This is a genomic window from Gluconobacter oxydans DSM 3504, from assembly GCF_000583855.1.
GTDB lineage: Bacteria > Pseudomonadota > Alphaproteobacteria > Acetobacterales > Acetobacteraceae > Gluconobacter > Gluconobacter oxydans.
In genome coordinates this window covers 2,175,431-2,198,037 of record NZ_CP004373.1, presented here as the reverse complement: position 1 = coordinate 2,198,037, position 22,607 = coordinate 2,175,431, and the positions used below count along the sequence as shown (strand labels likewise).

General features: G+C 61.7%; 21 protein-coding genes. 13 read left to right on the top strand and 8 right to left on the bottom strand.

The genetic code is table 11. The features are described 5' to 3' along the window. Window positions 1–16 precede the first annotated feature (16 nt). Both msrQ and msrP read right to left on the bottom strand, forming a co-directional pair. A complete protein-coding gene (gene msrQ, locus GLS_RS09690; protein ID WP_080691949.1) occupies window positions 17–643 on the bottom strand; it encodes a protein-methionine-sulfoxide reductase heme-binding subunit MsrQ in 627 nt (208 codons plus the stop codon). Continuing rightward, window positions 643–1,581, bottom strand: coding sequence for a protein-methionine-sulfoxide reductase catalytic subunit MsrP (gene msrP / locus GLS_RS09685; RefSeq protein ID WP_041112069.1), 939 nt, complete (start codon window positions 1,579–1,581; stop codon window positions 643–645). The genes msrQ and msrP overlap by 1 nt, the downstream gene beginning before the upstream one ends. An 80-nt stretch (window positions 1,582–1,661) precedes the next feature. On the opposite strand from msrP, the gene GLS_RS09680 reads away from it, so the two are divergent. Both GLS_RS09680 and GLS_RS09675 read left to right on the top strand, forming a co-directional pair. After that, window positions 1,662–2,534 (top strand): NAD(P)-dependent oxidoreductase, encoded by an 873-nt coding sequence (locus GLS_RS09680; protein WP_011253321.1) that lies wholly within the window; start codon window positions 1,662–1,664, stop codon window positions 2,532–2,534. A gap of 68 nt (window positions 2,535–2,602) precedes the next feature. After that, a complete protein-coding gene (locus GLS_RS09675; protein ID WP_011253320.1) occupies window positions 2,603–3,211 on the top strand; it encodes a superoxide dismutase in 609 nt (202 codons plus the stop codon). Window positions 3,212–3,300: 89 nt separating this feature from the next. Here GLS_RS09675 and yajC read toward each other — a convergent pair whose 3' ends face one another. After that, complete coding sequence (gene yajC / locus GLS_RS09670) at window positions 3,301–3,645, bottom strand: preprotein translocase subunit YajC (protein ID WP_024716829.1); 345 nt, start codon at window positions 3,643–3,645, stop codon at window positions 3,301–3,303. 119 nt (window positions 3,646–3,764) lie between these two features. Between yajC and GLS_RS09665 the strand changes: the two genes are divergently transcribed. Further along, window positions 3,765–4,643 carry an ATP-binding protein gene (locus GLS_RS09665; protein WP_041112068.1) on the top strand — a complete coding sequence of 293 codons (879 nt, stop codon included), beginning with the start codon at window positions 3,765–3,767 and terminating at the stop codon, window positions 4,641–4,643. A 53-nt stretch (window positions 4,644–4,696) separates the two neighbouring features. Beyond that, window positions 4,697–5,152 carry a hypothetical protein gene (locus tag GLS_RS09660; RefSeq protein ID WP_041112067.1) on the top strand — a complete coding sequence of 152 codons (456 nt, stop codon included), beginning with the start codon at window positions 4,697–4,699 and terminating at the stop codon, window positions 5,150–5,152. Window positions 5,153–5,194: 42 nt separating this feature from the next. On the opposite strand, the gene GLS_RS09655 is transcribed toward GLS_RS09660, so the two are convergent. Further along, entirely contained in the window at window positions 5,195–7,408 is a 2,214-nt protein-coding gene (locus tag GLS_RS09655; RefSeq protein WP_405002438.1) for a TonB-dependent receptor, read from the bottom strand. A 479-nt stretch (window positions 7,409–7,887) separates the two neighbouring features. Here GLS_RS09655 and GLS_RS09650 point away from each other — a divergent pair, with 479 nt between their 5' ends. Both GLS_RS09650 and GLS_RS09645 read left to right on the top strand, forming a co-directional pair. After that, the gene (locus tag GLS_RS09650; protein ID WP_080691948.1) at window positions 7,888–9,060 is read left to right on the top strand and encodes a Rieske 2Fe-2S domain-containing protein; all 1,173 of its coding nucleotides are present in this window, start codon (window positions 7,888–7,890) and stop codon (window positions 9,058–9,060) included. A gap of 1 nt (window position 9,061) precedes the next feature. Then, complete coding sequence (locus GLS_RS09645; protein WP_041112065.1) at window positions 9,062–10,069, top strand: bifunctional GNAT family N-acetyltransferase/(deoxy)nucleoside triphosphate pyrophosphohydrolase; 1,008 nt, start codon at window positions 9,062–9,064, stop codon at window positions 10,067–10,069. Between the two features lies 1 nt (window position 10,070). On the opposite strand, the gene GLS_RS09640 is transcribed toward GLS_RS09645, so the two are convergent. Continuing rightward, a complete protein-coding gene (locus GLS_RS09640; protein ID WP_041112064.1) occupies window positions 10,071–10,964 on the bottom strand; it encodes an SMP-30/gluconolactonase/LRE family protein in 894 nt (297 codons plus the stop codon). Between the two features lie 99 nt (window positions 10,965–11,063). Here GLS_RS09640 and GLS_RS09635 point away from each other — a divergent pair, with 99 nt between their 5' ends. Further along, entirely contained in the window at window positions 11,064–11,834 is a 771-nt protein-coding gene (locus GLS_RS09635) for a competence/damage-inducible protein A (RefSeq protein ID WP_041112063.1), read from the top strand. 46 nt (window positions 11,835–11,880) lie between these two features. On the opposite strand, the gene GLS_RS09630 is transcribed toward GLS_RS09635, so the two are convergent. The 3 genes from GLS_RS09630 to GLS_RS09620 all read right to left on the bottom strand — a co-directional run bounded on the left by GLS_RS09630 (window position 11,881) and on the right by GLS_RS09620 (window position 14,278). Further along, window positions 11,881–12,855, bottom strand: a complete 975-nt coding sequence (locus tag GLS_RS09630) for an acetyl-CoA carboxylase carboxyltransferase subunit alpha (protein ID WP_041112062.1) — start codon at window positions 12,853–12,855, stop codon at window positions 11,881–11,883. A gap of 63 nt (window positions 12,856–12,918) precedes the next feature. Then, on the bottom strand, window positions 12,919–13,854 hold the full coding sequence (locus GLS_RS09625; RefSeq protein ID WP_041112061.1) for a tyrosine recombinase: 936 nt from the start codon (window positions 13,852–13,854) through the stop codon (window positions 12,919–12,921). 10 nt (window positions 13,855–13,864) lie between these two features. Further along, entirely contained in the window at window positions 13,865–14,278 is a 414-nt protein-coding gene (locus GLS_RS09620) for a hypothetical protein (protein WP_041112060.1), read from the bottom strand. 60 nt (window positions 14,279–14,338) lie between these two features. Between GLS_RS09620 and aroB the strand changes: the two genes are divergently transcribed. From aroB to GLS_RS09590, 6 genes are all read left to right on the top strand, one after another. Next, the gene (gene aroB / locus GLS_RS09615) at window positions 14,339–16,030 is read left to right on the top strand and encodes a 3-dehydroquinate synthase (protein WP_080691947.1); all 1,692 of its coding nucleotides are present in this window, start codon (window positions 14,339–14,341) and stop codon (window positions 16,028–16,030) included. 316 nt (window positions 16,031–16,346) lie between these two features. Further along, the gene (locus GLS_RS09610; RefSeq protein ID WP_041112059.1) at window positions 16,347–17,486 is read left to right on the top strand and encodes an OmpA family protein; all 1,140 of its coding nucleotides are present in this window, start codon (window positions 16,347–16,349) and stop codon (window positions 17,484–17,486) included. Window positions 17,487–17,653: 167 nt separating this feature from the next. After that, window positions 17,654–18,217, top strand: coding sequence for a GtrA family protein (locus tag GLS_RS09605; protein WP_052327652.1), 564 nt, complete (start codon window positions 17,654–17,656; stop codon window positions 18,215–18,217). Between the two features lie 83 nt (window positions 18,218–18,300). Further along, a complete protein-coding gene (gene alaS, locus GLS_RS09600; RefSeq protein ID WP_041112058.1) occupies window positions 18,301–20,940 on the top strand; it encodes an alanine--tRNA ligase in 2,640 nt (879 codons plus the stop codon). A 116-nt stretch (window positions 20,941–21,056) separates the two neighbouring features. Continuing rightward, complete coding sequence (locus tag GLS_RS09595; RefSeq protein ID WP_024716826.1) at window positions 21,057–21,740, top strand: carbonic anhydrase; 684 nt, start codon at window positions 21,057–21,059, stop codon at window positions 21,738–21,740. 17 nt (window positions 21,741–21,757) lie between these two features. After that, the gene (locus GLS_RS09590) at window positions 21,758–22,600 is read left to right on the top strand and encodes an endonuclease/exonuclease/phosphatase family protein (RefSeq protein ID WP_052327546.1); all 843 of its coding nucleotides are present in this window, start codon (window positions 21,758–21,760) and stop codon (window positions 22,598–22,600) included. Window positions 22,601–22,607: the final 7 nt, after the last annotated feature.

The window sequence follows — 22,607 nt, the reverse complement described above, 5'->3', positions numbered from 1 at the left end:
ACAGCCTAACTTGTGACTAGACCTCGTTTCCTGTCCGTGAACGCGGCAGGAGACGGCTCAGCAGAATCAGGGCCAGGGCTGCGAGATAAGGAGCGGACACACTGTTCAGGGTCTTGAAGGACAGGAAAAAGTGGATGCCCGCCAGAATTGCTGCGGGATAGATCAGCCGGTGCAGAAACTTCCATCGCCGCTTGAGCAGACGCATGGACAGGGCATTGGACGTGAGGGCAAGCGGAATGAGCAGGACGAGCGCACTCATTCCCAGAATGATGAAATAGCGGTGCATCATGTCCGCCCACAGGACTGACCAGTCAAAGCCGTGATCGAGGCCGACATAGGCCAGCAGGTGCAGACCGGCATAGAAAAACGCCAGCAGACCCGCCAGGCGCCGGTATCGGAGCAGGTTCAGGCCTGTAAAACGCCTCAGCGGCGCAAGGGCGAGGCAGGCCAGCAGGAACCGGAATGCCCACAGACCCAGTAAGCGTTCAAAAACATTGACCGGATCGGCACCGAGCGCACCATGCTGCCCCTGCCAGACGAGCCACGCTGCCGGGAGCATGCCGACGGGATACAGGACCAGGCGCCAGTGTCGTTGCAAGACGCCGGGTATCTCTGAAACCGCAGGCGTGAGGCGTGGCGGCATCAGAAGTTTTTCCGCAGATCCATGCCACGATAAAGATCTGCGACCTGCTCCCCGTAACCATTGAACATCAGGGTCGGCTGCCGCATAGCGCCGAACAGGGAATGGGCGCCGATGACCCGTTCGGTCGCCTGGCTCCAGCGGGGATGATCGACCTGCGGATTGACGTTGGCGTAGAAGCCGTATTCGTCAGGAGCGAGCCTGTTCCACGTTGTCGGAGGCTCGTGGTCCAGCAGGCGGATGCGCTGGATCGATTTGATCCCCTTGAATCCATATTTCCAGGGGACGACGAGACGCAGGGGCGCACCGTTCTGGTTCGGCAGGGTTTCACCGTAAATGCCGAGTGCCAGCAGGGTCAGCGGGTTTATGGCCTCATCCAGACGCAGACCTTCGACATACGGCCACTGGATGCCAGACAGGGCTTCGGTCTGACCGGGCATTTCGGAGGGCCGTACGATGCTTTCGAAAGCGACATGCGTGGCGCGGGGATCGGGATCGGCATCCTTCAGCAGCGTGGCAAGCGGGATACCATCCCAGGGGATGACCATGGACCACGCCTCCACGCAGCGCATGCGGTAGATGCGCTCCTCAATCGCCGGGGAGCGCAGTAGCTGCTCCACATCCAGACGGACTGGCTTACGCACGAGACCGGTGATTTCGAGCGTCCACGGCAGAGGATGGAAAGCCTGCGACTGAGTCGCGGGGTCAGCCTTACCCATGCCGAATTCGTAGAAGTTGTTGTAATGCGTCACGTCTTCGTGTGGCGTGGGCGTGAGGCTCCCTGAATATGGCCCTGGATGTGTCTGGAGTGTTGCTGCGTCAGCAGTGGCGGAAACTGCGCCCAGCGCTGCCGCACCGCCGATGAGGCTGCGTCGCGAGAGATACATGTCCCTCGGCGTGATTTCGGATGGCAGGGGGCGGGGATAGCGAAAAAGCGCCATGATCAATTTCCGGACTCTGCGAAACTCTGGCACCTATGATGCGTTAGTCTGTTGCAACGCATCACAAGGAGCCAGTTTCCATGTCGAGTCCAAAGATCGGTTTTATCGGTTATGGCGCCATGGCCCAGCGTATGGGGGCCAATCTTCGGAAAGCCGGTTATCCGGTGGTGGCTTATGCCCCGTCGGGCGGCAAGGACGAGACGGAAATGCTTCCCTCGCCCCGTGCGATTGCCGAAGCGGCCGAGATCATCATCTTCTGTGTGCCGAATGATGCGGCGGAAAACGAATCCCTGCATGGCGAGAACGGGGCACTTGCGGCCCTGACACCCGGCAAGCTCGTTCTCGATACCTCCACCGTCTCCCCCGATCAGGCCGACGCCTTTGCCAGCCTTGCTGTCGAACATGGGTTTTCCCTGCTTGATGCCCCCATGTCCGGCAGCACGCCTGAAGCCGAGACCGGCGATCTGGTCATGCTCGTGGGCGGTGACGAAGCCGTGGTCAAGCGTGCGCAGCCGGTGCTGGACGTCATCGGTAAGCTGACGATCCATGCCGGGCCTGCCGGTTCGGCTGCACGGCTGAAGCTGGTTGTGAACGGCGTGATGGGTGCCACGCTCAACGTCATCGCGGAAGGCGTCTCTTACGGGCTGGCCGCGGGACTGGACCGTGATGTCGTGTTCGACACGCTTCAGCAGGTGGCTGTGGTCAGCCCGCATCACAAGCGCAAGCTGAAGATGGGGCAGAACCGCGAATTCCCGTCCCAGTTCCCGACCCGGCTCATGTCCAAGGATATGGGGCTTCTGCTGGATGCCGGACGCAAGGTTGGCGCATTCATGCCGGGCATGGCGGTTGCCGATCAGGCGCTGGCCCTTTCGAACCGTCTGCATGCGAATGAGGACTACTCGGCCCTCATCGGTGCGATGGAACACAGCGTTGCCAATCTTCCCCATAAATGAGAACGATATGCGGGAGCGGCCGCCCCTGAGGGCGGTCACCTCGTCTTATTCTGCCAAGGAGTGACATCATGGCTTTCGAACTTCCCCCCCTGCCCTACGCAGAAAACGCCCTCGCCGGTGCCGGCATGTGCCAGGAAACGCTGGAACTGCACCACGACAAGCACCATCAGGCCTATGTCACGGCGCTGAACGGTTTCGTGGAAAGCAAGCCGGAACTGGCTGGCAAGACGCTTGAGGAGATCATCGCGTTCTCCTACGGCAAGCCCGAGATCGCTCCGGTCTTCAACAATGCAGGCCAGCACTGGAACCACATCCTGTTCTGGAAGAACCTGTCCCCCAAGGGCGGCCAGATCCCGACCGGTCTGGAAAAGAAGATCGCTGAAGACTTCGGCTCCGTCGAAGAATTCAAGAAGCTCTTCAAGCAGGCTGCCACGACGCAGTTCGGCTCAGGCTGGGCCTGGCTGGTGCTGGACAAGTCCGGCAAGCTGGCTGTCACGAAGACGGCAAACGGCTCCAACCCGCTGGCCGAAGGTCAGGGCAAGGCACTGTTGGGCCTCGACGTGTGGGAGCACGCTTACTACCTCGATTTCCGCAACCGTCGTCCGGACTACATCACGAACTATCTGGACAAGCTCGCCAACTACGAGTTCGCGGAAGCCGAGCTGAAATCTGCCTGATCCCTTTCGGGCTCATCAGAATAAAAAAACGCCCCGTCCGGTTTTCCGGGCGGGGCGTTTTTCATGAACGGGCCTTTTGGAAGACCGGATCAGGAATCGTTGGCCGGCTTGTCACGCGGCATGATGTTCGTGATCGTGCTGCGGACGATCTTCACACGCACGCCCTGGGCGATCTCGACATCCACTTCGTCGCTGTCATCACGGGTGGCCTGTACGACGCCGACGATACCGCCTGCCGTCACGATCCGGTCACCGCGACGCAGGGAGCCCTGCTCGTCACGCAGCTTGCGGGCGCGCTGCTGCTGGGGACGGATGAGCAGGAAATAGAACACCACGAAGATGAAAATCATCGGGGCGAACTGAAGCACCTGCGGATTGGACAGCAGGCCACCACCATCGGCGGCCTGGGCGGAAGAAATGAACAGACTGCTCATGGATGTAAGGGTCCAGTCTTGAGTGAAGCTGGCGGGGACCATATCGTCCGGGGGCTGCCCGTCAAGCACGGCGCCGATGTCTTTTGATCTCAACCCCTTTCGTTCCGGGACCGTTTTCCATGACCGACCATGCCCTGCTCAGTGTTCTCGAACGTATTGCCGACAGTCTGGAGCGGATGAGCCCGCCGCCGCCGAGTGCGGACATCCTGCATAAACATGACGCCTTTCTGTGGCAGGCCGCTCTGGGCGTTCTGACACCGGTCGAGAAGGTTTCGGGTGTGCCGCTGTCCCTGCTTCAGGGCGTGAAGAGGCAGATGGATCAGGTCATGACCAATACCCGGCATTTCGCGGAAGGCTTCAGCGCGAACAACGTGATGCTGTGGGGCGCGCGAGGGATGGGCAAGTCCTCGCTGGTGAAGGCGTCCGTCGCAGCCGTGAACGAGGAACAGCGGGCAAAGGGCGGCGGGACACTCGCGCTGATCGAAATCCAGCGTGACGAACTGTCTTCGCTGCCGAAGCTGCTGGCCGTCCTGCGCACCACGAAGCGGCGCTGCATCCTGTTCTGTGATGACCTATCGTTCGAAAGCCAGGATGCGGATTACAAGTCGCTCAAATCTGTTCTCGATGGCGGGATCGGCGGACGCCCTGAGAACGTGCTGATCTATGCGACATCGAACCGGCGTCATCTGATGCCGCGGGACATGATCGAGAACGAGACGGGCAGTGCGATCAACCCGTCGGAAGCCATTGAGGAAAAGGTCTCGCTTTCGGACCGGTTCGGTCTGTGGATCGGACTCTATGGCGCGACGCAGGACGATTATCTGGCGATCGTCGAAGCCTATGCGGCTTATTACAAGCTGCCGGTTCCGCGCGAGGAACTCCGCCGGAAAGCGCTGCAATGGGCTATGGCGCGTGGCAGCCGATCCGGTCGTGTGGCCTCGCAGTTCATCAGCGATCTGAGCGCCGAACTGGGTGTAACCCCCGAACAGGATGCCTGAATTTCAGGGCTGTTTGTGCTCGCACAAGACGTCGAACGCACGAGAGTAGCAATATGATCATCCTGATGATAATCGCCGCATTTTTTCTGGCTTATGCGGCTCCAGATACATCTATCGGCAGAATCTGTCGTGATCGGCTTGTGACACGTCCCGTCAGATGGGTGAGAGAGTTTCCCTACACTGCAGGCATTCTTGCGCTGGGAACTCTTCTGCTTGTGGGCTGTGCCACTTGGCTACTGGGCCATGATGGTTTTGCCGCAAGCCTACAGATGGCTCCGGATGTTCTTGGTTTCGCTACCAGTTTTGAAGTTATGTCCTTCGTCGAAGCGGCGTCCAGCCTTGCGTTCGCGATGCTGCTGACGGGAGCAGGAAAAAATATCCTCGTTCTGCGGCAGTTGTTCCGACGCACTGTGAGCCGGGGCAGACGTGTTGTGAGTAAGGCCCGCGCATGTCTGACGGGACGAAACGCCGACGACCCTGACCCGGCAGTTTTGCCCGTTTTCTCCTGACGATGAAGGCAGGCAGCCAAAGCCGCCTGCCTCTTCCGCGGGTCAGAATGACGCGCTGATGGTTCCGAAGAACTCCCGAACGGCACCGCGCTCCATCGACTGGTAGTCGCCGACGGCAGGGTTGTCGTTCTCGCCCATCATGGAGATGTATTTGGTGTTGAACAGGTTATAGACGTTGAAGCTTGCCGTGACGTCCTTGAGGACGCTCAGCTTGCCAAAACGGTATTGCGCGCCGGCGTTGGCGAGCCAGTAACCGCCAATCGAGGTGTCGTTCATGAAGCTGTAGTAGCGGCGGCTGTAGTAATTCGCATCGAAATGCGCGGTCATGCCCTTCCAGCTATAGGCAATGGCGGCCTTGTACATCCAGGCCGGGTAGTTGACGATGTTCTTGCCCGCCAGAGCATAATAGCCACCAACCGTGTCGACATTCCGGTCGTACGTGCCCTTGTTGTAGCTCAGGTTGTTGCTGATGCTCAGGCCGTCGATCGGGGTGACTGTGATGTCACCATTCGCACCCGTCATGGAGATGTGGCCGAAATCGATGACCTGCGAAACCGGATTGGTCAGGGAGCCGACAGCTGCCGCCAGGATCGGGTGGATCAGACTGGCGTGATAGACGGTGGCGTTCGCCTGAAGGTACTTCGACGTATAGCGGTAGCCGCCGAGATAGACCCACGCCTTGGACGGCTCGAGGGACTTTTTCTGGGCCTGGAACGTGGCCTGATCCTGCACGGAATAGACCGAGTTCGCCACACCATAGGCCGAGACTTCATAGGCTCGCATGTTCTCGGCCACGTCCACATAGATCTCGTGGTGGCGGTTGATGTGCCAGTCCAGATTGACGTGCGGCAGGAAAGCCTGTGATGCGGTCAGGGAGCCGTTCGGCAGGGCATCGGCGCCTGTCCAGTCAGCATTATTGTACTGCGCACCGCCGGACGTGGTGGCCGTCATGGACTTGAAGCCGGCATGCAGCGTCAGGCCCTGGGCAAGCTGGATGCTGTCCTGCAGGTGGAACTGCATGACGTTCGTGGTCCACTGGAAGTTATAGCCCTCGAGGAAGGCCGGACCATAAACGTCATAGGGGCCCACAGCCTTGAGTGGCGCGCCCTGTCCCAGAATCGGCTGCTGGTAATTGAACAGCCCTGCCTGCTGGTTGTTGTTCTCATACCAGACGCCGCCTTCGAAAGTGTGGCGGCCCCATTTATAGCGCAGGCTGGTGTCGAGGCCGTAACGCTCCTGACGGTTCTGCCAGACTTCTTCAGAGAACGGCGCGCCGTTCGGCGAGGGATCGTCCGAATCCGTATAGCTGTAATAGCCGGTCTGGCTGTGACCGTAGATCGTGGTGTTCCAGGTCAGGTGATCGGTCAGGGCGAGGTCAAAATGCAGACCGCCCATATAGTTGGTTTCAGCCTGGCCGCCGTCATACATGGCGATGTTGGAGCCATCGATGCCCGGTACATTCCCGTAACCGGTCGGAAGCGCGCTCGTGCCATTGGCGATCCCGTAAGCCAGCCCGTAATTCGGATAGAGATGCGGCGTGCGCCAGCCGAGGTTCTTCAGGATGCCGATAGACGTGTCCGGATAGTTCCACTGGGCCAGACTGGACCAGTTGAAGAAAGCCGACATGCGGCTGCGTTCATTGATCGGCTGGACGAGCTTGGCATCGACCTGCTGCATGAACTGGTCGCCGCTCCCCATCCACATGCCTTCATCCGTGCGGGCATAGGAGGTGTAGAACTTCGTACCGGTCGGGTTCAGCTTGCCGGAGTCCAGACGGACATAGGTACGGTATGAGCCATAGCTGCCAAAGGACTGGCTGACCTTGCCGCCGCGCTTGTCCTCCGGGTCCGAAGAGCCGATCTGGATCGTCCCGCCCAGCGTGTTGGTCGAGGGGAGTTCGACCGAACCTGCGCCCTGAGACATGCGCATGGACTGGATATCGTCGGGGATGATGGCGGAGGCAAGGCTCATGCCACTGACGGACTGGTACGTCTGATCGTTCAGCGGCACGCCATCCACCGTGACGCCCATCTGGTTCATGAAGAACCCGCGGACGTAAAGATTGGCGCCGAAGCTGTCGATTCCGAACGGATCGGTGGAGGTGAAGCTCACGCCCGGCGTACGGTCCAGCATCTTGTAAGCGCTGGTTCCCGGAACATACTGGCGCATGATGGCCTTGGAGACGGCCTGCTCGGCATCACGGCCCGTCAGCTGACGTCCGGTAACAGCGACGCTTTCCGTTGCACGGGATTCCAGCGCCTCGGCCTTGTGGCGGGCAGGCGTGTTCCGGGTCGGCGTGTTTTTGACTCCCGAAGCCGGAGTGACGTTTGCGGCATGGCGCGATGCCGCATGGGTGCGGGCATGGGCCGTGACCGGCGCCGCATCGTCGGCTGCCGGAAGAGGCTGGTGGCCCGCGGCCAGGGCTGACTGACGGACTGCAAACAGTGCGATGGAGGAAAGAAGCAGGGATCTGGTTCGCACCGTGGCCGAAACTCCGGAATCTGTGATTTATGAACTTTGGGAAGCGGTCTCCTAAACGTGCCTGCATCGCCCGAAAAGCGCCAGCATTGCCAGATGATGTTTCAATGACACGAAAAAGATGGTTTTTGTGCCGCATGTTGCGGGAAAGACGCGCTGCGTCCGTGAAGAATGATCTCTTCCTGTGGTGGGGCTTTGCCTGTTAGGCTGATGTCCAACAAGACGACGTCGCGGTTTCATCACGGATCAGGATACTCATGTCGCAGACTATTTCTGCCTCTTCTGCTGCTGCCGAAAGCACATCTCCGGACACGGATCGGGTCATCGCCCCGGATATCGGTGAATATTCTCCCGTGGAAGATGTGGTCCGCAAGACCGGGGATCTCCGGCGCGTGCTGTCCAACCCCGACTACTGGTACCCGGTCGCCTGGTCGCGCGAACTCAAGCGCGGCAAGACCATCGGCACGCGCTATGCCGGGCAGCCGATCGCGCTCGTACGCCCCATGGACGGCAGCGTATTCGCACTGGAAGACCGCTGCGCGCACCGGCAGGTTCCGCTCAGCCTCGGCAAGGTCAGTGGTGAAGCGGTCCAGTGCTGCTACCACGGATGGGCCTATGGCCGTTCGGGGCGCTGCATTGACGTGCCGTATCTGGGCAAGGGCAAGCTTCCCAACGGTGTGCGGACCTATCCGTGCCGCGAGGAAGGCGGGCTGATCTTCATCTTCCCGGGCGATCCGGCAAAAGCCGAGAGTACGCCGTTTCCGCAACTGGGCTCGGTGGGCAACCCCGAATACAAGACCCGCCGTTTCGGTGAGACGGTCGCCTGCCATTACAGTTTCATGCATGAGAACCTGATGGATATGAACCATCAGTTCATGCACATGAAGCAGATGGGCCAGATGAAGCCGCGTTTCCTCGGCGGCCGGGACGAGCCCACACTGGTCGAGGCGCGCTACAGCTTCGCCCGCACCGGTGGCAAGCAGCCCTGGGGCGAGACGTTCATCTTCGGTGAGCGTCGCGACGCGAGCGAGAAATACGCCCACAAGGACGTCATGACGATCCGGACGGAATATCCGTACCAGACGCTGCGCATCGCAACCGGTGACGAGCCGCCGGTCATGGATCTGTGGATCGTGTACGTGCCGCAGGATGCTGAAGAGAAGACCTGCCGCGTGTTCGGGCTGCTGTCGATCCGCCGCCCGAAGGCGAAGCTGGTTCTGGATATCGCCTGGCCGTTCCTCGTCGCGTTCACGGAGCGGATCTTCAAGGAAGACCGGGACATCGTGGAGCTGGAACAGGCGGCCTGGAACGAACTGGGCGGCGACCACAACCAAGAAGTCTTCCCGGTCATCAACATGCTGCGCAGGCTTTTGGCCCGGTGTGGCGTTCCGGCCGACAAGCCGGCAGATGATCAGGTGTCTTCGTCCTGACATGACACCAGAACTCAAGGCAGGGAGACTCGTTCTGCGCTCCCTGCAGCCGGGTGACGCCCCGGCAATCCATCGTCTCATCAATGACTGGAGCGTCGTCCGGATGCTCAGTCGCCTGCCCTTCCCCTATCCCCGCGAACTGGCGGAACAGTGGATCGACTCCACCCGTCGCGACAGCGCCCAGGGCAGCGCACATCATTTTGCCATTACCCGTGACGGAGCGCTTCTGGGCGCGATCGCGCTCGTGCTCTCCGATGACCGGCGTTCCGGCTCGCTCGGATACTGGCTGGCCCCCACGGAATGGGGACAGGGCCTGACCACGCAGGCGGGTCAGCGCGTCGTGGAATGGGGGCTGACGGTTCTGCGGCTGGAAAAGATCACGGCCGACGCCGCACAGGACAATGTCGCGTCAGCGGCGGTTCTGGGAAAGCTCGGCTTTGTGAAGACGGGGACATCCAGCCGACGTTTCGTCTCGCGCGGACAGGACTGCCCGATCGATCTGTTCGAACTGCCGCGCGCAACGTTCCTTGCGAAGACGCAGGAACCACCCGAGGCCCCCGCTCCGTCCCCGACTGAGGTCACCCCGGTCGTCGCGGAAGCGCCCAAACCCCGGACATTGCTGGTCGTGGCGGCTGCCCTGCTCGACGCGAAGGGGCGGATCCTTCTCGCCAAGCGTCCGGAAGGGAAGCGTCTTGCGGGACTTTGGGAATTCCCCGGCGGCAAGGTCGAGCGCGACGAAACGCCTGAGCAGGCGCTGATCCGGGAAATGCGCGAGGAACTGGGGCTGGATCTGACGGGAGCCTGTCTGGCACCCTTCACCTTCGTCAGCGAAAACGCCGGGCCGTTCCATCTGCTGATGCCGCTTTACGTGGTGCGGCGCTGGCGGGGTGTTCCCACCCCGCGCGAAGGCCAGACGCTGGAATGGGTCGCGGCCGCCGATCTCGGCCGCTACGCCATGCCCGATCCTGACCTTCCCCTGATCCCGCTTCTGCAGGAGCTTCTGGACTAGGTCAGCCGTTCAGGCGGAAGACCTGCTGCGGAACACCCGCGACATCCGTGCGGAAGGCGAACAGGGAGCCGGCCTGCGGCTCTTTCGCCATCGTCTCTGCGTCCAGTCCCTTGCGCGCGGTCGTCACGAAAACCGTTTTCAGGTCATCGCCCCCGAAAGCGACTTTCGTGACATTCGTGACGGGCATGGGAATCGTCGGCAGTTCCGTACCATCCGGCTTGAAACGCTCCACACGGCCACCACCCCAGGTTCCACACCAGATGGTCCCTTCACTGTCGGTCACGATCCCGTCGGGATAGCCGTGCTCCAGCCGGGCAAAGACACGCTCGTTTGCGAGATCGCCATCTGCTTTGATGTCAAAAGCGTAGATCGTCTGTTCCGGGCTGTCGCAGACATACAGCACCTTGCCGCACGGAGAGACGGCGGGACCGTTGGAGACGGTATAGCCTTCGTCGTGATGGGTGATGTTCAGCCCCTTGCCGTCGTGAACGACGCGATAGATCGAACCGGAGGGGTTTTCCTCGCCATCGTCCATGGTGCCGAACCAGACGCGCCCCTGCGGATCGACACAGCCATCATTGAGGCGGTTGCGGGGCTTTTCGGCTTCCACGATCGTATGCTCGGAGAAGCTGCCGTTGCGGGGATCAAAACGGCGCAGGCCGTCCGGCATCCCGGCGAGGAATGTCCCGTCCGCGACAGGAAGCAGGAACGCCACGCGGTCCGGCGCGGACCATGTCTGATGGGCACCGCTGGCGGGTGTAAAGCGATGGATCTTCGCTTCCGGGATATCCACGAAATACAGGCTTTTTTCGCCCTCAATCCAGACAGGCCCCTCCCCCAGCGTCGCGCGCAGATCGAGAATGCATTCGGGCTGGTGAAGCGGGATGCTGGTCATGGTTCCTCCTGATGAAAACGAAAGTCCGGAGCGGGTTTGTCCTCGACAACGCGAGGCGAGCCGTTACGTTCTGTGGCGAAGACTATCAGGAGCGGACAGATGCTTCAAAAAACTGCCTGTTTTCTCGTCATCGGCAACGAGATCCTCTCAGGGCGCACTCAGGACGCCAATACGCAGGTTCTGGCCCAGGCGCTCAATGCGCAGGGCATCCGGCTTATGGAAGTCCGGGTCATTCCCGACATCGAAGAGCGGATCGTGCGGACGGTTCGCGAATGCAGCGCGGCATTCGACCTCGTTTTCACGTCAGGCGGCATCGGACCGACGCATGACGACATCACGGCCGAATGCGTCGCCACCGCGATGGGGGCACCGCTGGTCCGGCATGAGGAAAGCTTCCGCCTGCTGGAAGCCGCGCTGGGTGCGGACCGGTTCAACGCGGCCCGCCAGCGCATGGCCTATCTACCGGAGGGCTCCACGCCGATCCTCAACACGGTATCCGTGGCGCCCGGCTTCAGCATCGGCAATGTCCATGTCATGGCGGGCGTACCGTCGATCTTTGCCTCGATGGTCGCGTGGCTGGTACCGCAACTGGAAAAGGGCGCGCCGCTCGTTTCCGCCAGCTGGCATGCCGCAGGCCTGAAGGAAGGCGATTTCGCCGCCGATCTGGCGACGCTGCAGAAAACATTCCCGACGGTCGATCTCGGGTCCTATCCCTACCACCTGCCGGATGGCGCTAGCGGTGTGGCGCTGGTCGCCAAGGGCTATGACGGGGATCTGGTCGGGAAAGCGGCCCTGGCGCTGCATGATCTCATCATGGCGCATGGACGCGAGCCGCTGGCTGGGGAAGCGGCACACAAGCAGCCAGCCTGAAAACACAAAAGCCGCTGCGGGAAAGCAGCGGCTTTTGAAGGCTCCCTCAGTGCAGAGGGGCGCGGGTCATGGAAAGGAACTTGTCCCGGCGTTTCTGGATCAGTGCCGGTCCGGTGAGGCCCTGAAGGGAAACAAGCTCTTCGGCAATCGCGTTCCCGACCGCCTTTACGGCTTCTTCCGGAGCGCGCTGGGCGCCGCCGAGGGGCTCTGGAATGATACGGTCGATCACGCCGAGGGACTGAAGGTCCTGTGCCGTCAGCTTGAGAGCTTCCGCTGCTGCCGGAGCCAGCTTCGGATCGCGCCACAGGATGGACGCTGCCGCTTCCGGCGAAATCACGGAATAGATCGAGTGCTCGAGCATCAGGATGCGGTCGCCCGCACCGATGGCGATGGCACCGCCAGAACCGCCCTCGCCGATCACGGTCACGACCAGCGGCACGGGCGCCTTGAGACAGACATCGATCGACTTCGCGATGGCCTGGGCCTGTCCGCGCGCTTCGGCGTCGATTCCGGGCCAGGCGCCGGCGGTGTCGATGAAGCTCAGCACCGGCAGGCCGAAACGTCCGGCCATTTCGATCAGGCGCTGCGCCTTGCGGTAGCCCTCGGGACGGGCCATGCCGAAATTGTGCTTCAGGCGCGTTTCGGTGTCGTGGCCACGCTCGGTCCCGACAACAACAACCGGTTCCCCACGGAAACGGGCCAGACCACCGATCATGGCGTCATCGTCACCGAAGGCGCGGTCACCGGCCAGCGGCGTGTAGTCCGTGGTCAGCAGACGCACGTAGTCCAGCGCCTTGGGGCGCTGGGCGTGACGGGCCACCTGCACTTTCTGCAGCGGCGTCAGCTTGGCATAGGTCGAGCGGAGCTGCTTGTCGGCCTTCTCGGACAGACGGGCAATCTCGTCATCGATATTGATGCCGCTGGTGCCGGAGTCCTTGCCCTGGCTGCCCATCTGGCGGAGTTCGTCGATCTTGGTCTCGAGTTCGGCGACCGACTTCTCGAAATCTAGGAATTGGCGCATGGCCAGCCCGATAGCACGCCTGCGCGTCCGGAAACAGTCCCTGCGATATGCGGAATGATCGGTTCAGCCCGCACCGACCGGGGCCCCGGCCTTCCGTGCCAGCGGATGATGCGCTTCCACGGCCTGTCGCAGGCGCTCGGACATGACCTGCGTATAGATCTGCGTGGTGGCGATATCGGCATGACCCAGAAGCATCTGGAGTGCCCTCAGATCGGCCCCGTGCGCCAGAAGATGGCTGGCGAACGAATGCCTCAGGACGTGGGGGCTGACGCGGTCCGGATCGAGGCCGGCTTTCAGGGCGCACGCAAGCAGGATCTTGTCGAATCCCTGCCGCGTCAGATGTTTCTGCGGATCACGTCCGGGAAAAAGCCACGGACTGCCGAGATCGCGATCGAAATACACGAGTTGATCCGCCGCCTCCCGCGCACTCTGGGACAAAGGCACCAGCCGTTCGCGTCCACCTTTCCCGCGCACCAGCAGCATCGGTCCGCGGACATGCACACAGGTTGCCGGCAGGGCCAGCAGTTCGGAAATGCGCAGGCCGGTCGTGTAGAGCAGCTCCAGCGCGGCGCGGGAGACGATGTCCCGGCGTTCGTTTTCATGGCCACGCGTGCCGGTTTCCAGCAGGAGGCGGATTTCGTCTTCATCCAGCGGCCTGGGAAGAGAGGACGTTATTCGGGGGGCCTGCTGGCGCTCGGTCGGATCGTCCTCACGTACCGACTCGAGCATCAGGAAGCGATAGAACTGGCGCAGGCAGGACAGACGCCGGGCCGCTGTCCGCGCCGCCAGTCCCGCACGGGAGAGTTCCGCAAGATAGGACCGGACCTCCTCTCCTCCCGCTTCGGAGAGGGAGAGCGGCGCACAGTGCGTTGCGAAATCGGCAAGGTCCGAGGCGTAGGCCTGACGGGTTTTCAGTGCCGCGCCACGTTCGGCGGCAAGCATCTCCAGAAAAGCCTCGACATGCCTGCAGTCCCCCTGGACGTCACTGTCGCGCGCCATGAAGAATGGATCAGTGCGTGGGAGCCGGTGCGACCGGAGCAGCAGGCATGGGCTGGGCCGGCGCTGCCCTGGGAGCCGGCATCGTCGGCAGCGGTGTGGAAGGCGTCAGCGGTGCGGCGGCAGGGGCAGCCGGAGCAGCCGCTGCGGGAGCGGAAGCCGGAACCATGGCAGGTGCCGGAGCCGGCTGGGCGGCGGGCATCGGTCCGGCTGCCGGCACGGGCGGCATGGCCGGAAGCGCAGCCTGCGGGGTGGCGGAAGCGGCGAACGCGCCTCCGGACAGATCCTTGTGAACCATGGTCTGGGCCGGCGGAGTGGCCGTCATGCCCAGACGCAGAAACGCTCCGCCGGCGCCCAGAACAAGAAGGACGGCAACAGCCCCGCCGATCATCGGCAGGCGGAAAAGGGAACGATCAAGATTTGCCATTGAAAAAGGTCTCGAAGTGAGGGCAGGACGTGTTCCTTCTCCTATGATAGGTAGCAGGGCATGTCACGCCTGCCTTTCCCCCTTTCAGCCAAGCCGGAACCCTTTTTCTCGCCCGATGGCATACCGTCACGCACGGTTGTGCTCGTTGGAATGATGGGGGCTGGCAAAACCACCATCGGACGGCGCCTTGCCCAGATCTGCGGGCTGCCGTTCGTGGATGCCGATATCGAGATCGAAAGAGCGGCCGGCTGTTCGATTCCCGAAATCTTCGCCCGCCATGGCGAGGCATCGTTCCGGGACGGCGAACGCCGCGTCATCCAGCGACTCCTCGACGGCCCACCCTGCATCCTCGCCACGGGTGGTGGGGCCTGGATGGATGCCCAGACGCGCCATCTGGTCCGCCGTAATGCGGTTTCGGTCTGGCTGCGCGCGCCGGTGCATGTCCTCGTCAAGCGGGTTGCCGGACGTGCGGGGCGTCCGCTTCTGGCGCAGGGACGCCCGGATGAGGTGCTGGAGCGGCTGGTCGGGCTGCGTTACCCCGTCTACGCCGAGGCGGACATCATTATCGATTGTGGAGATGACACGGTGGAACAGGGCGTGCAGCGCGTACGGGAAGTCCTGGAGGAATATCGCAGGCCGGAGACAGTGCATGTCTCGCTCAGCCATCACAATTATGATGTGCTGATCGGGCCGGATCTCATTTCGCGTGCCGGCGCCCGGCTGGCCCCGCACCTGCCACAGAAGCGTGTCGTCGTCATTACGGATGCAACCGTGGCTGAACTGCATCTGCCTCGGCTTCTTGCGTCGTTCGAGGAAACCGGCATCCGCGCGGATGTGATTTCAGTTCCCGGCGGCGAAGAAAGCAAGTCCCTCGCCTGCTACGGCGATGTCATGAACCAACTCCTGTCCACGGGCATCGAGCGCAAGACGACCATTGTCGCCCTGGGTGGCGGAGTCGTGGGCGACCTGGCCGGATTTGTCGCGGCTACGGCCCTGCGCGGACTTCCCTTCGTACAGATCCCGACCACACTGCTCTCACAGGTGGACAGCAGCGTCGGCGGCAAGACGGGAATCAATGCACCAGCGGGCAAGAACCTGATCGGGGCGTTCCATCAGCCCATCGCGGTTCTCGCCGACAGTTCCGCTCTGGCGACCCTGCCCCGTCGCCAGCGCGTTGCAGGATACGCCGAGATCGTCAAATCCGGGCTCATTGCAGATCCGGAGCTTTTCGCCTGGTGCGAAGCGCATGGACACGCGGTGCTGGACGGCGATCCTGCTGCCCTGGCGGAAGCCGTCCGTCGGGCCTGCGCCTTCAAGGCGGCGGTCGTGGCGGCTGATGAAAAGGAACAGGCCTCTGTCGGCGGCCGAGCGCTGCTCAATCTGGGGCATACATTCGGACACGCCCTGGAAGCGGAACTGGGATATGACGGACGCCTGCTCCACGGCGAAGGGGTCTCGATCGGGATTCACCTCGCCATGGCCCTGTCCGTGGAACTTGGGTACGCGCCAGTCGAAGACCTGCATCGACTGGACCGTCATCTGCGCAGTCTCGACATGCCAGTGAGTTTTGACTGGTTCCGGGAGTCGTTCTCTGCCGGCACACTTCTGCACCACATGACTCGGGACAAGAAAATGCAGGACGGGAAGGTTGCCTTCGTTCTGCTGCGCGGGATCGGGAAGGCCTTCACGACCCGTGATATTTCTTCAGAAACAGTGCGTAATCTGCTCATCCGCGAAGGCTGCCGTCCGTGAGGAATGTTAAAATTCCGTCACATGGCAGCTAAATGCCTGTTTTGCTTCCATTTTTGCATAGCTGATTTCTTCTCCCGCCTCTGGCTTCTGCTGGAACCATGAGCTAAGGCAACGTAGACGCGAGGCGTAGATCGTGAAGCGGGCGAAATGGACTGTGGCTTTTATGTCACTCCCCTACCCCGAGTAGAGCCTGAAGACCCTGACTGGCTTTGTCCCGGGGAACTCTGCGCTCTATATGCGCTTATGCATCGCGCTGGGTCCGTTGGTGAAAGCATTTTCCAACGGCTCGAACGTTAGTCACTAAGAGGACGAAAACATGCGTCTCCGCACGGCACTCCTTGCCATGACGTCGATGGTCGCCGCACCGTCGCTTGCCATGGCCAGCACGATCACCGGCCCCTATGTCAACATCGGCGGTGGTTACAACCTGGTTCAGCAGCAGCACGGCTCCTTCTCGCCGACGACGCAGGCTGACGGCACGAGCAGCAACGCTGCTTCGAGCTCCCGCTACCGCCACCACGACGGCTTCACCGGTTTCGGTGCATTCGGCTGGGGCTTCGGTAACGGCCTGCGCGTTGAAGTCGAGGGTCTGTACAACTACTCCCAGATCAACCACCGTCGTCCGACGGCTGTTAACGGCATGACCCACGGGTCCGACCAGGCTTATGGTGGCCTCGTCAACGTGCTGTATGACATCGATCTCGCCAACTTCGGCCTGAACGTCCCCGTTACGCCGTTCGTCGGTGTCGGCGCTGGCTATCTGTGGCAGCACTACAACCCGACCACGACCAACTACGTGAACGGCGCTGTTGACCGCATGGGCGGCACGCAGGGCAGCTTCGCGTACCAGGGCATCGTCGGTGCAGCCTACGACATCCCGAACGTTCCGGGTCTGGCCGTCACGACGGAATACCGTTTCATCGGTCAGGACTTCGTCAACGGTCCGTATCGTTCCACGGCCTACAACGCTTCCGGCGTTCACAAGGGCAACGTGAACTTCGACCAGCGCTTCTCGCACCAGTTCATCCTGGGCCTGCGCTATGCCTTCGACACGGCTCCGCCGCCGCCGCCGCCGGCTCCGGTTGTTGTTCCGCCGGCTCCGACCCCGGCCCGCACGTATCTCGTGTTCTTCGACTGGGACAAGTCTGACCTGACGGGCCGCGCCCGTGAGATCGTTGCCCAGGCAGCCCAGGCTTCCACGCACGTCCAGACGACGCGCATCGAAGTCAACGGCTACACGGATAACTCTGCTGCTCACCCGGGTCCCCGCGGCGAGAAGTACAACCTGGGTCTGTCCAACCGTCGCGCTTCCAGCGTGAAGGCTGAGCTGATCCGTGACGGTGTCCCGGCTGCTGCCATCGACATCCACGGCTACGGCGAGTCCAAGCCGCTGGTTCCGACCGGCCCGAACACCCGCGAGCCGCAGAACCGTCGCGTCGAGATCATCCTGAAGTAATTCAGACATGATCTGACGCCGGGTCTTCGACTTCGGTATCGAGAAAGGCGTCCTTCGGGGCGCCTTTTTCTTTGGGCAAATGCGATGTTCAGGGCGAAACTCCGCTTGCGATTGCCTTTCCCGGCACGCTAGAGCCAGCCCATCCCGATATTCCGGAGACATGTTCCTTGCGACGCAGCCGTATTTTCTATCCGCGCAGCCGACCGGAAATCATCGATCAGTTCCTGCGCTTTGGAACCGTCGGTGCCTTCGGTTTCCTGGTGGATTGGGGAACGGTCTCCGTGCTGCGCGTTCCTGCGGGTCTGATCGCAGCCACATTGATTGCCTATTTCGTAGCAGCAACAGGAAACTGGTGCCTTAACCGCATCTGGACATTCCGACTGTCCGCGGCGGAAAACCAGCACATGGTTCTTCAATGGCTGCGGTTCCTGCTGGCCAATTCATTCGGTTTTCTGCTCAATCGCGGCATGGTGTTCCTGCTTTACGCGACGGTTCCACTGACAGTGAACTATCCTGAGCTTGCGCTGGCGGCAGGCGCCCTGTGTGGAATGGTGGCGAACTTCAATCTTTCCCGTCGTCTTGTCTTCCGGGCGCAGACACCCGAAACACCGCTTGAACTGGTTCAGATGGCTGTGGAGATCCCTGCGGCGGGTCTGACGGCACCCGAACCTGAACCGGATCTGTCTTCCCTTCCCGACAATGGTATCAGGACGCATGGCCGCAATGACTGAGGGCTGCATTTCCAAGGCGGCCACAATAGTCTAAGGACAGGCAGATTATTTCCCTGTCTTCCCGGAACTGACGCTCCCTCATCATGACCAGCACCAACGATATCAGATCGGCCTTTCTCGAATACTTTGGTTCGCAGGGCCACCGCATCGTTCCTTCGGCATCCCTGGTGCCGCAGAACGACCCGACACTGCTGTTCACCAATGCTGGCATGGTGCCGTTCAAAAACGTCTTCACCGGCCAGGAAACACGCCCCTACTCCCGTGCCACCACGGCACAGAAGGTCGTGCGTGCGGGTGGCAAGCACAACGATCTCGACAATGTCGGGTACACGGCGCGCCACCATACGTTCTTCGAGATGATGGGCAATTTCAGCTTCGGGGATTACTTCAAACCGGAAGCCATCGAGTTCGCCTGGACACTGCTGACGCGTGATTTCGGACTTCCGAAAGACAAGCTGCTCGCTACCGTCTATGCGGAAGACGAGGACGCAGCCGATCTGTGGAAGAAAATCGCCGGCCTGTCCGATGACCGGATCATCCGGATCGGCACATCTGACAATTTCTGGCGCATGGGTGACACGGGCCCGTGCGGTCCGTGCTCCGAGATCTTCTACGATCACGGCGACAGCGTGTTCGGGGGCCCTCCGGGAAGCCCGGACGAGGATGGTGACCGCTTCGTCGAGATCTGGAACCTCGTGTTCATGCAGTTCCTCGACCAGCCGGATGGCTCGCGCGATGCCCTGCCCCGCCCGTCGATTGACACGGGCATGGGACTGGAGCGTTTTGCCGCGATCATGCAGGGCAAGCGCGACAACTACGACACCGACACGATGCGCGCACTGATCGAGGCCTCGGCCGAAATCATGCACCAAGATGCCGATGGTCCGTTCAAGGCCAGCCATCGCGTTGTGGCTGATCATCTGCGCTCCACCGCGTTCCTGATCGCTGATGGTGTGCTGCCGTCCAAGGAAGGCCGCGGTTATGTGCTACGTCGCATCATGCGTCGCGCCATGCGCCATCTGCACATCATGGGCGCGAAGGAGCCGGTATTCTATCGCCTGCTTCCGGCGCTGATCCAGCAGATGGGCGCGGCTTATCCGGAACTCGTCCAACATCAGGCCCTGATTGCACAGACGATGAAGGGCGAAGAAGAACGCTTCACCGCTCTGCTGGAGCGTGGCCTGACGCTGCTGTCTGATGAGCTGGACCGTCTGGGTGACAAGGACGCTCTTCCGGGTGACGTGGCGTTCAAGCTCTATGACACGTTCGGTTTCCCGCTGGATCTGACGCAGGATGCGCTGCGTGAGAAGGGCCGTACGGTGGATGAGGCCGGTTTCGAGACTGCCATGGCCGAGCAGCGCAAGCGTGCACGTGCGGCCTGGGTCGGCTCGGGCGATGCCGCAGCTGAAACGGTATGGTTCGACGCACGCGACAAGCACGGTCCGAGCGAGTTCCTCGGTTATGTTTCCGAAAAGGCTGATGCGGAAGTGCAAGGCATTTTCCGGGGCAATGACGAACTGGCCGAGGCGCCGGCTGGTGACGACACGGTCGCAATCCTGCTGAACCAGACGCCGTTCTATGGCGAAAGCGGAGGTCAGGTTGGCGATCACGGAACGCTGACAGCTCCGGGCGTGCGCGTCGAGATCACCGATACGCAGAAGCGCAATGGCGATCTGATCGTGCATTACGGCAAGGTCGTCGAGGGGACGCTGAAGCCGGGTATGGCGGTTCATGCCGAGATCGACCATGCACGTCGCACGGCGGTTCGTGGCCATCACTCCGCGACCCATCTGCTGCATGAGGCCCTGCGTCGCCAGATCGGCACGCATGTCACGCAGAAGGGCAGCCTGAATGCGCCGGAGCGTCTGCGCTTCGATATCAGCCAGCCGCGCCCGCTGACGGATGAGGAGCTGGCGGCAGTCGAGGCTGAGGTCAATGCCCGCATCCGCGAGAATGCCCCGGTCGAGACCCGCCTGATGACGCAGGACGAAGCCGTGGCGGAAGGTGCCATGGCGCTGTTCGGCGAGAAATACGGCGATGAAGTCCGCGTGGTCTCGATGGGCAAAGGCGACGATAATCGTGCGGCCTATTCCATCGAGCTTTGTGGTGGCACGCATGTGGGGCGCGTTGGCGAGATCGGACCGTTCCGGATCGTCTCGGAAAGCGGCGTCTCGGCTGGCGTGCGCCGGATCGAGGCCGTCTGTGGTCTCGCCGCTGAAGCACTGGCGCTGGAGACCGAGAGCCGTCTGAAGCAGATTGCGGACCTGCTCAAGGTTCCGGTTGCCGATGCCGCCTCCCGCGTGGCGGCACTTCTGGAAGAGCGCAAGTCCCTGACGGCGCAGGTTTCCGATCTTCAGCGCAAGCTCGCGACCGGTGAAGGCACCAGTGCCACGGAAAGCATCAACGGCATTACGCTTTCGGCACGTGATCTGGGCGATGTCAGCCCAAAGGAACTCAAGGGCCTTGCGGAGAGCATCTCCAAGCAGATCGGGTCCGGCGTCGTGGCGCTGATGTCCAGTGCGGATGGCCGTGGCAGCATCGTAATTGCTGTGACCAAGGACCTGACGGACCGTCTGGATGCCGTGAAGCTGGTTCGGGAAGCCTCGGCCCTGATGGGTGGCAAGGGCGGTGGTGGCCGTCCGGACATGGCGCAGGCCGGTGGTCCAAACGCAGACTCGGACGCAGTATTTGCAATGCTGCGCAAGACACTGGAAGCCGCATAAGAAACGCGTCATGGTATGTCAGGGCGGTTACAAAGCATGGGTTGACCGGAATCATGCTTTACCTGCCCTGACAAAGCCTTCTAACTGCCCGGTAGTTCAAGATGAAGGAGAACACCATGGCCTGTGGTCGTGATACTCTGGCGAAACTGCTGGGCGGCGTCCGGAAATTCGAAACGGACGTCTATCCGGAAAATGCGGAACTGTTCGAGAGCCTGGCCTCCAGCCAGTCTCCGTCCACCCTGTTCATTACCTGCGCCGACAGCCGGATCAGCCCCAGTCTCATTACCCAGACGGAGCCGGGCGAACTCTTCATCGTGCGTAATGTCGGCAACATTGTCCCGGCCTATGGCGAAATGCTCGGCGGCGTATCGTCCGCGATCGAATACGCGGTTGGCGCGCTCAAGGTGAAGAACGTCATCATCTGCGGTCACTCCAACTGTGGCGCCATGGGCGCGCTGATGGATCTGAACTCGCCGAAGCTGGACAGCCTGCCGACGGTCAAGAGCTGGATGCGCCATGGTGAAGCCGCACGCGCGGCCCTGGGCGATCTGAAGGCCGAAGATGCCGGACCGGAAGATATCCGTTCGCTTGCCGAATACAACGTGCTGCTCCAGCTCGTGCATCTGCGCACGCATCCCACGGTCGTCCGGGCGCTGGCACAGGGTGCCCTGAAGCTTCAGGGCTGGTTCTACGACATCCCCAAGGGCGAGATCCTCATTCTCGACGAGGGCACGCGCAAGACGCGCACCGTCGAGAACGTGCTTGAGGAAATCCGCGCGACCGAAGGACAGGCAGCCTGAAGCAGGCAGCGGCTTCCATGCTGGCCGGCCTTTTCCTGGCCGGCAGCATGGGGCCCGTTTCGGCCCATACGATCAAACTCTCAACCTGGAACATGGACTGGCTGACGCTGCGCCCGTCCGGAGATCCGGCCCTGCCGGAAGATGTTCCAGGGGGCGAGCACCGTGATTTCGCAAAACTCGCGGCTTATGCCCGGCATCTGGACTCGGATGTCGTGGCTTTCGAAGAAATGGACGGCCCCCTCGCCGCATCCCGTGTTTTCAGTTCCACAACCTATCAGATCATCCTGACACCCGATCCTGTGGTGCAGCGGGTAGGCGTAGCCGTGCGTCGGGATCTGCGCGTGACGGTCAATGATGAGCTCTCAGCCCTGAACGTCGCAGGTCCGGACGCGCCGCACCAGTTGCGGGGTGGGCTGGATGTGACCATCAGCGACGGTCAGGCGAGCCTGCGTCTTCTGGTGGTGCATCTCAAGACCGGATGCTGGGACCAGCCGCTGAACCAGCGCCAGCATTCCTGCCCGACCCTGTACCAGCAGGTCCGCATCATGCAGGACTGGATGCTGGAGCGGCAGGATGAGGGCGAGGCTTATGCGGTTATGGGGGACTTCAACCGCCGTCTGACGCTGCATGATCCGCTGATGCAGCAGATCGAGGCCGAAACGCCCGTTACGCTCACGACGGCGGGCAAGGCCAGTCCGTGCTGGGGTGGGGAATATTTCATCGATCACATCCTGCTGGGTAATGCAGCGCGGGACTGGCTTGTGCCCGACAGCCTGCGGGTCATGACCTATAAGAACGATACGGTGCCTGCCGGACTGTCTGATCACTGTCCGGTTTCGGTCCGGCTGGAAATGCCCTGACCGCACG

Bases quoted from the DNA above. Each gene is read 5' to 3' on its own strand.
- msrQ (WP_080691949.1), bottom strand. From the start codon at position 643: ATGCCGCCACGCCTCACGCCTGCGGTTTCAGAGATACCCGGCGTCTTG.
- msrP (WP_041112069.1), bottom strand. From the start codon at position 1,581: ATGGCGCTTTTTCGCTATCCCCGCCCCCTGCCATCCGAAATCACGCCG.
- GLS_RS09680 (WP_011253321.1), top strand. From the start codon at position 1,662: ATGTCGAGTCCAAAGATCGGTTTTATCGGTTATGGCGCCATGGCCCAG.
- GLS_RS09675 (WP_011253320.1), top strand. From the start codon at position 2,603: ATGGCTTTCGAACTTCCCCCCCTGCCCTACGCAGAAAACGCCCTCGCC.
- yajC (WP_024716829.1), bottom strand. From the start codon at position 3,645: ATGAGCAGTCTGTTCATTTCTTCCGCCCAGGCCGCCGATGGTGGTGGC.
- GLS_RS09665 (WP_041112068.1), top strand. From the start codon at position 3,765: ATGACCGACCATGCCCTGCTCAGTGTTCTCGAACGTATTGCCGACAGT.
- GLS_RS09660 (WP_041112067.1), top strand. From the start codon at position 4,697: ATGATCATCCTGATGATAATCGCCGCATTTTTTCTGGCTTATGCGGCT.
- GLS_RS09650 (WP_080691948.1), top strand. From the start codon at position 7,888: ATGTCGCAGACTATTTCTGCCTCTTCTGCTGCTGCCGAAAGCACATCT.
- GLS_RS09645 (WP_041112065.1), top strand. From the start codon at position 9,062: ATGACACCAGAACTCAAGGCAGGGAGACTCGTTCTGCGCTCCCTGCAG.
- GLS_RS09640 (WP_041112064.1), bottom strand. From the start codon at position 10,964: ATGACCAGCATCCCGCTTCACCAGCCCGAATGCATTCTCGATCTGCGC.
- GLS_RS09635 (WP_041112063.1), top strand. From the start codon at position 11,064: ATGCTTCAAAAAACTGCCTGTTTTCTCGTCATCGGCAACGAGATCCTC.
- GLS_RS09630 (WP_041112062.1), bottom strand. From the start codon at position 12,855: ATGCGCCAATTCCTAGATTTCGAGAAGTCGGTCGCCGAACTCGAGACC.
- GLS_RS09625 (WP_041112061.1), bottom strand. From the start codon at position 13,854: ATGGCGCGCGACAGTGACGTCCAGGGGGACTGCAGGCATGTCGAGGCT.
- GLS_RS09620 (WP_041112060.1), bottom strand. From the start codon at position 14,278: ATGGCAAATCTTGATCGTTCCCTTTTCCGCCTGCCGATGATCGGCGGG.
- aroB (WP_080691947.1), top strand. From the start codon at position 14,339: ATGTCACGCCTGCCTTTCCCCCTTTCAGCCAAGCCGGAACCCTTTTTC.
- GLS_RS09610 (WP_041112059.1), top strand. From the start codon at position 16,347: ATGCGTCTCCGCACGGCACTCCTTGCCATGACGTCGATGGTCGCCGCA.
- alaS (WP_041112058.1), top strand. From the start codon at position 18,301: ATGACCAGCACCAACGATATCAGATCGGCCTTTCTCGAATACTTTGGT.
- GLS_RS09595 (WP_024716826.1), top strand. From the start codon at position 21,057: ATGGCCTGTGGTCGTGATACTCTGGCGAAACTGCTGGGCGGCGTCCGG.
- GLS_RS09590 (WP_052327546.1), top strand. From the start codon at position 21,758: ATGCTGGCCGGCCTTTTCCTGGCCGGCAGCATGGGGCCCGTTTCGGCC.